The 13,666-nt window shown below is 53.8% G+C and carries 9 protein-coding genes; 6 read left to right on the top strand and 3 right to left on the bottom strand.

Features of this window, described 5'->3' with window-relative positions; translation table 11 throughout:
* Positions 1-31 precede the first annotated feature (31 nt).
* From A6R74_RS14015 to A6R74_RS14005, 3 genes are all read right to left on the bottom strand, one after another.
* Entirely contained in the window at positions 32-1,750 is a 1,719-nt protein-coding gene (locus A6R74_RS14015) for a putative bifunctional diguanylate cyclase/phosphodiesterase (RefSeq protein WP_064235109.1), read from the bottom strand.
* A gap of 88 nt (positions 1,751-1,838) precedes the next feature.
* Entirely contained in the window at positions 1,839-3,548 is a 1,710-nt protein-coding gene (locus A6R74_RS14010; RefSeq protein ID WP_064235108.1) for a methyl-accepting chemotaxis protein, read from the bottom strand.
* A 237-nt stretch (positions 3,549-3,785) separates the two neighbouring features.
* Positions 3,786-4,601 carry an outer membrane protein assembly factor BamD gene (locus A6R74_RS14005; protein WP_064235107.1) on the bottom strand — a complete coding sequence of 272 codons (816 nt, stop codon included), beginning with the start codon at positions 4,599-4,601 and terminating at the stop codon, positions 3,786-3,788.
* Between the two features lie 236 nt (positions 4,602-4,837).
* Between A6R74_RS14005 and rluD the strand changes: the two genes are divergently transcribed.
* The 6 genes from rluD (at position 4,838) to pssA (ending at position 13,167) form a co-directional block, all read left to right on the top strand.
* Positions 4,838-5,797 carry a 23S rRNA pseudouridine(1911/1915/1917) synthase RluD gene (gene rluD / locus A6R74_RS14000; RefSeq protein ID WP_064235753.1) on the top strand — a complete coding sequence of 320 codons (960 nt, stop codon included), beginning with the start codon at positions 4,838-4,840 and terminating at the stop codon, positions 5,795-5,797.
* A complete protein-coding gene (gene pgeF, locus A6R74_RS13995) occupies positions 5,794-6,549 on the top strand; it encodes a peptidoglycan editing factor PgeF (protein ID WP_064235106.1) in 756 nt (251 codons plus the stop codon). Before rluD ends, pgeF begins: the two co-directional genes overlap by 4 nt.
* A gap of 167 nt (positions 6,550-6,716) precedes the next feature.
* Positions 6,717-9,314 (top strand): ATP-dependent chaperone ClpB, encoded by a 2,598-nt coding sequence (gene clpB / locus A6R74_RS13990; protein WP_064235105.1) that lies wholly within the window; start codon positions 6,717-6,719, stop codon positions 9,312-9,314.
* A gap of 487 nt (positions 9,315-9,801) precedes the next feature.
* A complete protein-coding gene (locus A6R74_RS13985) occupies positions 9,802-11,526 on the top strand; it encodes an acetolactate synthase 3 large subunit (protein ID WP_064235104.1) in 1,725 nt (574 codons plus the stop codon).
* Positions 11,526-12,017 carry an acetolactate synthase small subunit gene (ilvN, locus tag A6R74_RS13980; protein WP_007113940.1) on the top strand — a complete coding sequence of 164 codons (492 nt, stop codon included), beginning with the start codon at positions 11,526-11,528 and terminating at the stop codon, positions 12,015-12,017. Before A6R74_RS13985 ends, ilvN begins: the two co-directional genes overlap by 1 nt.
* A 211-nt stretch (positions 12,018-12,228) precedes the next feature.
* The gene (gene pssA / locus A6R74_RS13975; protein WP_064235103.1) at positions 12,229-13,167 is read left to right on the top strand and encodes a CDP-diacylglycerol--serine O-phosphatidyltransferase; all 939 of its coding nucleotides are present in this window, start codon (positions 12,229-12,231) and stop codon (positions 13,165-13,167) included.
* Positions 13,168-13,666 lie beyond the last annotated feature (499 nt).

The following is a 13,666-nucleotide window of genomic DNA, read 5'->3' as shown; positions in this document are numbered from 1 at the left end:
GTGCTGTTCCATGACGGGCACTACCTCAAGATTAAGCGGGTATCGGTGGCGGGGCTAAGCTTTGCTGTACCATCTCGGTAGCGGATACCGGTTTGCAAAAATAATACCCTTGGAAGGCATGGCACTGGTGTTCGTTTAAGTAGCGCCAGTGCTCATGGTTTTCTACACCTTCGGCGATAACCTGCAAGCCTAGCGATCGCCCCATGGCAATGATAGTTTGCACTATGGCCTTATCGTCCGTGTCTTTATGCAGGTTGCGCACAAACGATTGGTCGATTTTGATTTGATCTAAAGGGAGCCGTTTGAGGTACTGCAGCGACGAGTAGCCAGTGCCGAAATCGTCTAAGGAAAAGCTAACCCCCAGCGCCTTGAGCTGGAGCATACGCGCGATGATGTCATCTATTTTGCCGATCATGGTGCTTTCAGTCAGTTCCAGCTTTAGCCGGTGTGCCGAGGCACCGCTTTTGGTTAGCACGCCGCAAACGGTGTCAACGAAATCGGGCTGTTGGAACTGTTTGGCGCTGACGTTGACTGCTAATGTTAGATGCTTGGTACTTTCGTCGTTTGCCCAGATAACTAGCTGTTCGCAGGCTGTTTCGAGTACCCAGTTTCCAATCGGCACGATTAAACCTGTTTCTTCGGCTAAGGGGATAAAGGTACCTGGCGATACAAACCCGCGACGCGGGTGTTCCCAGCGGATCAATGCCTCTGCGCCAATAGCTCGTCCCAGGCCGTCCACTTGTGATTGGTAGACCAATACAAACTCTTGTCGCTCGATGGCCATACGCAAGTCGTATTCCAGTTCGGTTCTAGCTTCAAGTTCGGCTTGCACTGCCGGGTCATAAAACTGTAACCCGTTGGGACTCGTTAGCTTGGCAAGATGAACGGCTGCGTTGGAATACTGAAAGAGGCTATCAATACTTTCTTGAAGGCCATTAAACAGGGCGATCCCCATACTTACGCTAAGGAAATGCTTTTTATCTTCCACCCAGTAACAGGAGCTTAGCGTTCGCTGTAACTGTTCGGCAAACGCCTCGGCTTTCTCGGCCGCTTTTAGTTGTTCGCTGGCTAAGCCATCGATGATCACCATAAACTCATCGCCGCCTAAGCGGCCAATGGTAGCGCCTTCGGCTGTCAAGCCGGAAAGGCGCTCGGCAATTTGTTGGAGTAGGTTGTCGCCCATACGATGTCCACAGCTGTCGTTGATGCGATTGAAGTCGTCAACGTCCAGGTAGATCAGTGCACCATAGGTGCCATTATGTTGGCTTGTATCAAGCGAATGTTGAAGGTGCTCTCTCATCAATTGCCAGTTGGGCAGCTGGGTTAGCGTATCGAAGTACGCCAATCGGTGCACTTTACACTCGGCTTCCTGACGTTGTTTTTCTGCATCTCGAAATGTCATTAGCGCGATAGCAATACGTGCCAAAGAACCACTGCGTTGTCGACTCATCTGCTCGATCGCTTGAAAATCGGACAATGTTTGCTGGCGCTCGGCGAGCGATAAAATAGCGTCTCCGATGATCATTAACCGCTTATTGCTACGCCAGACAAAAAAGAACGCAGCGCCGATTAGCCCACCCATCATGCCAATGCCCAGTAACAACGCGGCAAGCTGAACGACATTGTCAACGTTGTTCAGCGATTGTGTTACCCGCACCTCCATGGCAATAGCCATTAATAATAGTGCAGGAAGCACGACCATTAAGATCGGTAGAAGGAACATCTTCAATAGGCTTTGAGTGGGCTTCATCGTCATCTCGGGGGAGGGCTATAAAAAACGGCTCCTAAGGGTTAGGAGCCGAATCCCTCTAAATAGTTAATTAAAAACCATTTTTAATTTAGAAGCTTTCCCACTCAGGTGCTGCCTGCTGACGTTTCACAGCGGGTAGCGCGGGCTTGGTCGAAGCGTTAGCGCGCGCAGGCCCAGTTGCCAATGCAGCACGCGGTGGCTGTGCGGTTTGGTGTGCATTCGGCAATTTGAAGACTTGCATGGCGGCTAGCAGCGAGTGAGCATTTTGACGCAGATTGTTTGCTGCCGTGGCGCTTTCATGTACCAGAGAGGCGTTTTGCTGGGTGACCTGATCCATCTCGGTCACCGCGCGACCCACTTCCTGCACGCCGGTGCTCTGCTCAGCGCTGGCATGGCTTATCTCTTGCATAATGCTCGTTACGCGCTCGATAGCCGCGACGATCTGTTCGGTCGATTTGCTGGCTTCTTCGGCGCGTTCATTGCCGTGATTAACCCGTTCAAGGTTGCTGGAAATCAGAGTGTTAATCTCCCGCGCGGCATCTGCACTGCGTTGGGCTAGTCGACGCACTTCCTCGGCGACTACCGCAAAACCGCGACCATGTTCACCAGCGCGAGCGGCTTCGACCGAGGCGTTTAGCGCCAGAATATTGGTCTGAAAGGCAATCGCATCAATCGTGGAGATGATCCCCGCGATTTCCTGAGAACTCTTATTGAGGTCGTTCATGGTGGCAACAACCTGATTAACCGCTTCGCCGCCCTGCTTGGCTGTGCTAGATGCGCTGGAAGCTTCTTGGCTGGCCTGCTCAGAATTCTCAGCGTTAAGTTTTACGGTACTGTTGAGCTGCTCCATGGCAGAGGCCGTCTCCGCAAGTGCGCTGGCCTGCTGTTCGGTACGTGAAGATAGGTCGTTATTGCCTTCAGCAATTTGCTCGCTGTTGCTGGCTACCGCCTCTGCAGAGGCACGTACCTGGGTCACAATCGTTTGTAGCTGCTGGGCCATGGCAACCTGTGACGCCATAATGCTGCGAGTATCACCCTTCTTGAGCTGCCCCTGGCTGGCTAACTCGCCGCGGCCAATGGCTTCCGCAAAAGCTTTGACTTCGTAGGGTTCGGCACCCAATTCACGTAGCAGTTGGCGGGATAAGAACACCGCGATCAAACCGCCGACCAATAACGCAAAGAGTGTTAGCCCCAACATCTGCATTTGAAAGCCGGAAGCCGTATCGCGGGCAGTCGCTGTGGTGGCGTCGTTTAACTGCTGCTGAAGATTAATAAATTGATTAATTCGGTTAAGCCACTCGGCGTATGCAGGTCCTGCCTGTTCGAGTAGCAGCGCATTCGCATTCGCATATTCATCTGCTTGGCGGGCTGCTATTACCTGCTCGGTAAGATCCCGTGTAAGCGTGGCTTGATCATTGATGCTGTTAATAATGCTTTGCTCTTGAGCGGTGCCAGCGTATTTGTTGGTCACTTCCTCCATGCCTGTCGTGGCTGTGCTGTATGCGCTACGCAGGCGTTCCATCTCACTCTCTAAGGAACTGAGGTTGCCATTTCCGGCGGTGATCACAATGTCGCGAAGCACGATAGCGCGGTCATGTACGCTGCCTCTCCAGTCAACTGCGAAGCGCTGTTTGGTTCCGTTGACGTCGTTGATCGTCGCTAAATCGCGGTCAATTTTATTGACTTGGTAAATGCCGACGGCAGTTAACAGAACCAGCAGTCCAAGTAGGGCAGCAAAGCCTAGCGTCAAACGCGTGCTTATTTTGGTGTTGCTGGAATGTGCTTTAAAAAGTGGCATTGAGTGCTCCCTTAGGTGCCGTTAAGGCACTTTATTATGCAAGACGATCTAATCATATATTGTTGTACAGTTTTTGTATAGAAAATAATGACTGGCTGTACAACATATGCAGCCGCTCTGTATTTACTCTTTTAAAATCAGCTGCTTGATTATTTTTTCAATAAAAAAAACCACGCCGTGGCGTGGTTTTCTAGATAGATGTTGTGCAGTTTTTAGCGATTGAGAGCTCGCAGTGATTTAATCATTTTTGCCTAAGTGCTTGGGAATAAAACGGCTGCCTTGTAACTGCTCGTGATCTGGCGCGTTCTCACGCAGCACTGCTAGGACTTCATTGGCGCGGTCATCCATGTCGAGGCCTTGATAGCCTTCCACCATGGTAGCTAGGGCATCCCGGGTGGCGCTGGATTCAGGGTAGTTTTCGATAACCCAACGACCGCGCTCAACAGCTGCTAAGTAAGCACCACGGCGCAGGTAGTAATCAGCGACGTGGAGCTCATGGCGGGCCATCAACTCGCGCAGATAGACAATGCGCTGCTGAGCATCGGCGGCGTACTCACTCTGCGGGTAACGCTGAATAAGCTCGCGGAAGTCATTGTAGGCGTCTCGTGACGCCCCCAAATCACGCCTGGAAATATCAATCAGACGCAGGCGCTCTAGGCTGAAACGACCCGCCTGCCAAGCAGAAAGACCGCGCAGATAGTAGGCGTAGTCCACTTGCGGGTGGTCAGGGTGAAGGCGAATAAACCGGCTGGCCGCCGCTCGGGCCTCTTCCCAATTACTATTTTCATAGTAGGCATAGATCAACTCAAGCTGCGCTTGCTCGGCATGTGCGCCAAACGGATAGCGCGTATCAAGCGCTTCTAGGCGCTCTATCGCAATCGGGTAGCGGTTGCTGTCGAGGGCCGTGCGGGCCAGTTCATAGAGCTCACGCTCCTGAACCCCGGCAAATTCATCTTCCTCTTCTTCGCTGGTATTGTTACTCGCACAGCCTGCTAGAAGGGCAAGGCTTAGGGCTAGAGCACCAAAGCGGTTGGCAGCTGAATAAACGCGCATCATCATCCTCGTTGCAAACAAGCCTCAATCACCAAAAAGCGACGATGGCCATAAGTAGAAATGGTAGAATAGGTCTCAGTCCGCCCACTATAAAACACCTCGGCTTAAAACGCAGGCTTAGCGACGTTTCGTCGGGTGTCGTAAACGCTTATTTTTCCATGCTGGGGCTGATTTTTCGCCTTGCTGGGGTTTTTGCGTCTTTTAAAGAGGTTTTACATGTCTCGAATGGGTTTTTCATGACTCGTATAGTTGAAGACACGCAGCGCGTACCCGCTACGTTAGCCGGTGCGCGGTTAGACCAAGCGGCGGCTGAGTTGTTCAGTGATTACTCCCGTGAGCGCTTAAAAGCGTGGATTAACGCCGGTGAGTTGACGGTGGATGGCGCACAAGCCAAGCCGAAAGCCAAGCTACATGGCCATGAAGTGTTGGCGCTTCAAGCGACCATCGAAGACGATACGCGCTTTGAAGCGCAGGATATTGCGCTGGATATCGTCTACGAAGATGAAACGCTGATGGTGATCAACAAAGCGGCTGGCATGGTCGTGCATCCTGCCGCAGGCAACCCGGATGGCACGCTGTTAAATGCCTTGTTGCACCATCACCCGGCACTTGCCGAAGTGCCCCGTGCAGGCATTGTTCATCGCTTGGACAAAGACACCACGGGGTTGATGATGGTGGCTAAAACGCTGCCCGCCCAAACGGCCCTAGTAGAACAGCTGCAGGCGCGCAGCGTGTCACGCCAGTACGATGCAGTGGTGATTGGTAAGCCGGTGTCGGGTAGCACTATCGATGCGCCTATTGGCCGTCATTCTAAAGATCGCAAGCGTCAGGCGGTGACCACAGCCGGTAAGCCTGCGATTACCCATTTCCGCGTGGTTGAGCGTTTCCGTGCTCATACCCATGTGCGTTGCAAATTGGAAACGGGGCGCACCCACCAAATTCGTGTGCATATGGCGCATGTTCGACTCCCCTTAATTGGTGATCCCATGTACGGCGGCCGTGCCAAGCTGCCGCCGGGCGCCGCCGAGCCGTTGAAGGAGATTCTGCGTGAGTTTCCACGTCAGGCTTTGCACGCGCGTAAGTTGATTTTCAAGCACCCGGTGAGCGGCGAAACATTAACCTTTCAGTCAGACCTCCCCGATGATTTGTTAATGTTGTTGGATTACCTGCGCGAAGATAATGAGACGATGCGATGAGCGATGCCATTAATTTACGGCCAACGCTTTTAGAGCCTGATTGGCCAGCGCCGACCAATGTGCGTGCCTTTGTGACGACCCGTGAATCGGGGCCTAGCCAGGGTGATTTCGCCGCCTTTAATACCGCTTCCCATGTTGGCGATAATGCGGATCATGTGGCGCTGTGTCGTCGTTTGCTGCACAAGGAAGTTGGCGATGAGCGGCCTCTGCTGTGGCTGAATCAGACCCATGGCGCCCGTGTGCAGCAGGGTTATCAGTCCGAGGCTGCCGATGCGGATGCGGCTATTGCCACGTCCAATGAGTACGCCTGTGTAGTGTTAACAGCCGACTGCCTACCGGTGATGTTCTGCAATCGAGCGGGTACCCAGGTGGCGGTGGCCCATGCCGGCTGGCGCGGCCTGGCGGGCGGCGTGCTGGAAGCGACTATCGCGGCCATGAACACTGATCCTGACGATATTTTGGTCTGGTTAGGGCCTGCGATCTCCAACGCCCAGTTTGAAGTTGGGCCAGAAGTCTACGGCGCCTTTGTTGCCGTTCATCCAGATACCGCTGACGCCTTTGACCATAGCCCTTATCGGCTGGGGCATTACATGGCCGACTTATATCGGCTGGCGCGTTTTCGGTTAGAGGCGTTGGGCGTCAATCACATTAGCGGCGGTCACTTCTGCACCGCCTGCGAATCGCGCTTCTACTCCTACCGACGCGATGGTGGTAAGACAGGTCGTATGGCCAGCGTGATCTGGATCAATTAACGTTAATAAAAGCCTCCTTTAAGCCATCGGTTTACGCCGCCACCTCTTGAAAAGCGTCGAACTGACGCCATTTAACTTGTCAAGCTAAGAGTGATTTAGCACGTCTAATGACACGTTATCGGGTCACGCGGTGCGTCCAAACGCACGGCTACCCCAGGAGGAATTCCATGCGTTTTGATAAATTTACCGCCAAGCTCCAGAGCGCGATTGCCGAGGCGCAGTCGCTGGCCGTGGGTCGCGGCCATAATCAGCTAGACCCCGCCCATTTGCTGCTAGCCCTGCTCGACACCAAAGACACCGGTATTAAAGCCCTGATTGAAAAAGCCGAGGGCAGCCCTTCGCGCCTGCGTGATGGTTTGGTGCAGCAGTTGGATAACTTGCCCAAAGTGGGGCAGTTCGATGGTGAAGTGCAGCCGTCACGTGATTTCATCAAACTGTTTAATTTAACTGATCGCGAAGCGCAGAAGCGCGGTGATCAGTTTATCGCCAGTGAGCTCGTTCTATTAGCGGCGCTGGAAATGAATTCAGCGATTACCAAGCTGCTTAAAGAAGCGGGCATCAACCGTAAATCTCTCGAAGCGGCTATTAATAGCCTACGCGGCGGTGCCACGGTGGACGACGCTAACGCAGAAGATCAGCGTGAAGCGTTGAATAAATACACCATGGATCTGACTCAGCGCGCGCTGGACGGCAAACTTGACCCGGTGATCGGCCGCGACGATGAAATTCGTCGCACGATTCAAGTGCTGCAGCGGCGCACCAAAAACAATCCGGTACTCATCGGCGAGCCGGGCGTAGGTAAAACCGCCATTGTCGAAGGCTTGGCCCAGCGCATCGTGAACGGCGAAGTACCTGAAGGCTTAAAAGATAAGCGCGTGCTCTCGCTGGATATGGGCTCGCTACTGGCAGGTGCCAAGTTCCGCGGTGAATTTGAAGAACGCTTGAAAGCGGTACTCAAGGAGCTCTCCCAGGAAGAGGGGCGGGTAATTCTGTTTATCGATGAGCTGCACACTATGGTCGGCGCTGGTAAAGCCGAAGGTGCCATGGACGCGGGCAATATGCTCAAACCTGCCCTGGCCCGCGGTGAGCTGCACTGCGTGGGCGCTACCACTCTTGATGAGTACCGTAAGTACATTGAGAAAGATGCTGCGCTTGAACGCCGCTTTCAGAAGGTGTTGGTGGATGAGCCTTCCGAAGAAGACACCGTGGCGATCCTGCGCGGCCTAAAAGAGCGCTACGAAGTTCACCACGGCGTGGATATTACCGACTCCGCTATTATTGCCGCGGCCAAGCTATCGACACGGTATATCACCGATCGCCAACTGCCCGATAAAGCCATCGATTTAATCGATGAGGCAGCATCAAGGATTCGTATGGAGCTGGACTCCAAGCCGGAATCGATGGATCGCCTTGATCGCCGCTTGATCCAACTTAAAATGGAGCGGGAAGCGCTTAAGAAAGAGACCGATGAAGCGAGCAAGAAACGTCTGGAAGCACTGAGCACCCAGATTCACGAGTTAGAACGCGAATACGCTGATCTTGATGAAATTTGGAAAGCCGAAAAAGCCAGCATTCAGGGGGCTGCGCAGTTTAAGGCCGATTTGGAGCAAGCTCGGCTTGATTTGGAACAGGCTCGCCGTCAGGGCGACCTAGGCCGCATGTCGGAAATTCAGTACGGTAAGATTCCCGAGCTCGAGAAAAGAATTGCCGAAAGCGGTGAGGGCGAAGCGGATACCTCCAGCCACCAACTGCTGCGTTCCAATGTGACAGAAGAGGAGATCGCCGAGGTGGTGTCCCGCTGGACAGGCATTCCGGTCTCCAAAATGCTTGAAGGTGAGCGGGACAAGCTGCTGCGCATGGAAGAGGCGCTGCACCAGCGGGTAATCGGTCAGGAGGAAGCCGTTGAAGCGGTGGCCAACGCGGTGCGCCGCTCACGAGCCGGTCTTTCCGATCCTAACCGCCCCAACGGTTCATTCCTGTTCCTCGGCCCCACCGGGGTGGGTAAAACCGAGCTGTGTAAATCGCTGGCCAACTTCCTCTTTGATACCGAAGAAGCGATGGTGCGTATCGATATGTCGGAGTTTATGGAGAAGCATTCCGTGGCCCGCTTGATCGGTGCGCCTCCCGGCTACGTCGGCTATGAAGAGGGTGGCTACTTAACTGAGGCCGTGCGCCGCAAACCTTACTCGGTGCTGCTGCTGGATGAGGTGGAGAAAGCCCACCCGGATGTTTTCAATATCCTGCTGCAGGTGTTGGAAGACGGCCGCTTAACCGACGGCCAGGGCCGCACGGTGGATTTCCGTAATACCGTGATCGTGATGACCTCTAACATGGGCTCGGACATTATCCAGCGCATGGGTGGTGACGTTAGTGCTGATAAAGATAGTGACTACGAGCTGATGAAAAATAGGGTCATGGAGGTGGTGGGCAACCACTTCCGCCCTGAACTCATTAACCGCATCGATGAAGTGGTGGTGTTCCACGCGCTTGGCCAAGAGCAAATTCAAGCGATTGCCGGTATTCAGCTTGAGCGCTTGAAGTTACGCCTTGCCGAACACGACTTGAAGCTTGAGGTCAGCCCTGAAGCGATGGCGCAACTGGCGGTGGTGGGCTTCGACCCGGTATATGGGGCGCGGCCACTCAAGCGGGCGATTCAGAGCCGCATTGAGAATCCGCTGGCGCAGGATCTGCTGGGGGGCAAATTTACCCCAGGAGACACCATCCATATCAACGCGGCAGAGGGCAAGTTGGTGTTTAGCTCATAATTGATGCTACGGCTGATCCCGCCATTTCGCGCAATTGAATAGGGAAAAAGCCCCGTTAGCCTCGCTGACGGGGCTTTTTTAATCGCTTCTTGCGACCTTTGTTGCGTTTGGCCTGATCGGAGGTTGACAGGCTGAGGGCGCTAATGGAATCTTGTCGGTTCCTGATTTGCGGGCGCGGACTCAACGGGCAACCCCTAACTCCCGCGCGAAGGGTAGGCGAAGGCCTCTACCCGCCGAAGGACTTCCGGGCTTGGGCTAACCGCCCAACCTGGCCAACGCCCCGACACGGCGAACTGCCGTGAAAGGGAGCGGGTGATTTATGTCGACATAATTCACTCGCTTCCGATAAGAGTGCAGGCCCTAACCGGGCCTCCTGCCAGGGTTTGGCATCAGGTGTCGGCTAGGGCCGACAGCGGCATACCGCCGCACTCGACACCGTGCCCAGTTGGGTACGGATCGCACTCGAGACCTCCAGGGGAGAAATACAGTGGAACTGCTTTCCGGCGCAGATATGATCGCCCGCTTCTTGCAAGATGAGGGCATCGAATACATTTATGGTTATCCCGGCGGTGCAGCGCTGCATATTTACGATGCACTCTTCCGTCAGGACAAAGTGAAGCACATCCTAGTGCGTCACGAGCAAGCGGCTACCCACGCTGCCGACGGCTATGCCCGCGCTTCGGGTAAGCCCGGCTGCGTATTGGTCACTTCCGGCCCCGGGGCCACCAACGCCGTTACCGGCATTGCTACCGCCTACATGGACTCGATTCCTATGGTCGTGCTGTGTGGCCAAGTGGCGAGCCATCTGATCGGTGAAGACGCCTTCCAGGAAACCGATATCGTCGGTGTGACACGCCCGATTGTGAAGCATAGCTTCTCGATTCGTCACCCGGCTGAAATCCCGGAAGTGCTCAAAAAGGCCTTCTATTTAGCGGCGACTGGGCGTCCTGGCCCGGTGGTGGTCGATATTCCTAAAGATATGACCGCACCCACCGAGCGCTACGAGTACGTCTATCCGAAAAAGGTCAAGATGCGCTCGTACAACCCGGTTACGCGTGGCCACACGGGACAGATTAAAAAAGCCGTTGAGATGATACTCAAAGCCAAACGCCCGGTATTCTATACCGGTGGCGGCGTGGTCACGGGTAAAGCCAGCGAAGGTTTGACCGATCTGGTCAAACAGCTGGGTTACCCGATTACCACCACGCTGATGGGCATCGGCGCGTATCCGCAAAGTGACCGCCAGTGTTTGGGTTGGCTGGGTATGCACGGCTCCTATGAATCCAACATGGCCATGCACCACGCCGACTTGATTATTGCCATCGGGGCACGTTTTGACGACCGCGTGACCAACAGCACGTCGAAGTTCTGCCCGACCGCCAAGATCATTCATGTAGACGTTGACCCAAGCTCGATCTCTAAAACGGTGCGTGCCGATGTGCCGATCGTAGGCCCGGCGTCCAGCGTTATCAACGAGATGATCAGCTTGGTGCAAGGGCACGAAATCGCCCATCCTGAAGCGCTAACCGAGTGGTGGGAGAAGATCGATGGCTGGCGCGCCGACCGAGAAGGCAAGCTTTATGAGCCTTCCAAGCAGGGTGAGGTGCTCAAGCCCCAGGAAGTGATCGAAGCGCTATGTCGCGTCACGCGGGGCGAAGCTTATGTGACCACTGACGTAGGGCAGCACCAGATGTTTGCCGCTCAGTATTACAAGTTTGATAAACCCAACCGGCTGATTACCTCCGGTGGTTTGGGCACCATGGGCTTTGGCTTCCCCGCTGCGATGGGTATCAAACAGAACTTCCCGGATGATGACGTGGTGTGCGTGACCGGTGAAGGCAGCTTCCAGATGATGATGCAGGAGCTCTCCACCTGTAAGCAGTACGGGGTAGGCGTTAAGATCGTCAATCTTAACAATGCGTCGCTGGGTATGGTGCGCCAGTGGCAAGACTTGAACTATAAGTCGCGCCACGCGCACTCCTATATGGAGTCGCTGCCGGACTTTCATATGTTGATTGAAGCGTATGGATTTACCGCGATTACCGTCAATACCCTTGACGAGTTGGAGCCTGCGCTAGAGCGTGCCTTTGCTAACAAGCACGAGCTGGTGTTTCTTGACGTGAAGGTCGACCCCCATGAGCACGTCTATCCGATGCAGGTGCCGTTAGGCGCCATGCGCGACATGCTGCTGTCTAAAACGGAGCGTACCTGATGCGTCATATCATCTCGATTCTGTTAGAAAATGAACCGGGTGCGCTGTCACGTGTAGTCGGGTTGTTCTCCCAGCGTAACTTCAACATCGAAACGCTTAACGTAGCGCCTACAGAAGACCCGTCGCTGTCGCGCTTAACGGTGACTACCGTGGGCGATGACCGGGTGATTGAACAGATCACCAAGCACCTCAATAAGCTGATTGATGTGGTCAAACTGGTGGATCTCACCGAAGGCAACCATATCGAGCGCGAACTGATGCTGGTGAAAGTGAAGGCATTGGGTGCAGCCCGCGATGAGGTCAAACGCACGGTGGATATCTTCCGCGCGCAGATCGTCGACGTAACGCCCAGCCTGTATACCGTGCAGATCACCGGCGACGCGGGCAAGCTGGATGCCTTCCTTCAGGCCATGGCACCAGTGGGCATTCTTGAGGTCGCCCGTACCGGGGTCTCTGGGATTGCTCGGGGCGATAAGGTGTTGTCGCTCTAAGTGCGAGTAGCGCAATGCTTTAAATGATGTAAAAGCGCCGTTTCCATGATTTGTATGGAGGCGGCGTTTTTTTATGAATGGCTTTATGGTCGTTCGCTTTTACGCTTATGTTTGCCTATGTCCAACTGCAATTGGCTGGCTGAGTGGCACTCACCGTGTAGAATGAAAGCGATCACTGTTCCCGTGACTTCACTTTTAATGGATGAAACCTATGACACAGGACACTCGCGATCAAGAGCACTCAAGCTCAGATCAGCCAAACTCAAGCCCAAGTCAGGAGGGAGCTTCGCAGACAGATCTTGCTCAGCCAGGCAGCACTCAATCTGGTAGTGCTCAGCCTGATAGTGCTGATCGGCCAGAAGTAGGCGGTAATGAAGACTTGGCGGCCGCCTTCTTGCGTGAGACGGAAGTGGTCGAGGAGACCGTAGAAGACGGCAAAAAGATACGTCGCCGGGGTATCTATTTACTGCCTAACTTATTTACCACATCGGCACTGTTCGCTGGGTTCTTTGCGGTGGTGGCTGGTATCAATGGCGAGTTTACTTCGGCCGCCGTCGCGATCTTTATTGCCATGGTGCTGGATGGCTTAGATGGCCGTGTCGCACGTATGACCAATACGCAGAGTGAATTCGGCGCTGAGTACGACAGCTTGGCTGACATGATCTCCTTTGGTATGGCGCCTGCTTTAGTTGCCTTTACCTGGATTCTGCAAGATATAGGTAAAACGGGGTGGGTAGTGGCCTTTCTGTACGTGGCCTGCGCAGCACTGCGCCTTGCGCGCTTCAATGTTCAGATCGGTAGTGTCGATAAGAAGTGGTTTATCGGCTTGCCAAGCCCTTCTGCAGCAGCGCTAGTGGCTGCCAGTGTATGGACTTTTCATAGTTTTGACGCCGATGCTTTTGGGTTCAAACTGCTGATGTTGGTCGTCGTGGCAGCGGCAGGCGTACTGATGGTGAGTAATATCCGCTACTACAGCTTCAAAGATTTCGACTTTAAAAAGCCGGTACCTTTTGTTGTGCTGCTGGCCATCGTTCTGGCTTTTGTAATGATCTCGGTTGAACCCTCTGTAATGCTGCTACTGTTGTTTGGCGCCTATGTGGCTTCAGGCCCTGTTTTAGCCATTATGCGTAAGGCAAAACCCAAGAGTTAAATTTTTTACCCTTGTTTCTACAAAACCACTTGCCAACCCGGTAGCGAATCCGTAAAGTACGCATCCGCTGCCGGGGACGCCAAGCGTTACCAGCGGTGCATAAGGTGTAAAAACCTTGGTTTGTCAGGAGGTTAGAGCAGTTTTGTTGCTCGCTTCATTCGCTAAAAACAGTGATTGACAAACACCAGGAAATGCGTAGAATACGCTTTCCTCGCTGAGGCAAGCCAGTTCAACGGTTTGTAAGGTGGCTCAAGCAGTCATCTCAGCGAAACAGCTCTTTAACAATTTGATCAGGTAATTCATGTGGGCGCTTGCTGACGTTGGTGACAAATCACCAAATATCAAGGCAAGCGGTCATGACAATGTAAATTGAAATGAATTCGTTTGAACCTTGAGCCAAGTTTGATCCGCTTTTGTTATCTTCGGATGACGAGTAAGGATCACAATGATTGTAAACTGAAGAGTTTGATCATGGCTCAGATTGAACGCTGGCGGCAGG

Source organism: Halomonas sp. ALS9 (genome assembly GCF_001651035.1).
GTDB lineage: Bacteria > Pseudomonadota > Gammaproteobacteria > Pseudomonadales > Halomonadaceae > Vreelandella.
This window is presented reverse-complemented; position numbering and strand designations above follow the sequence as displayed.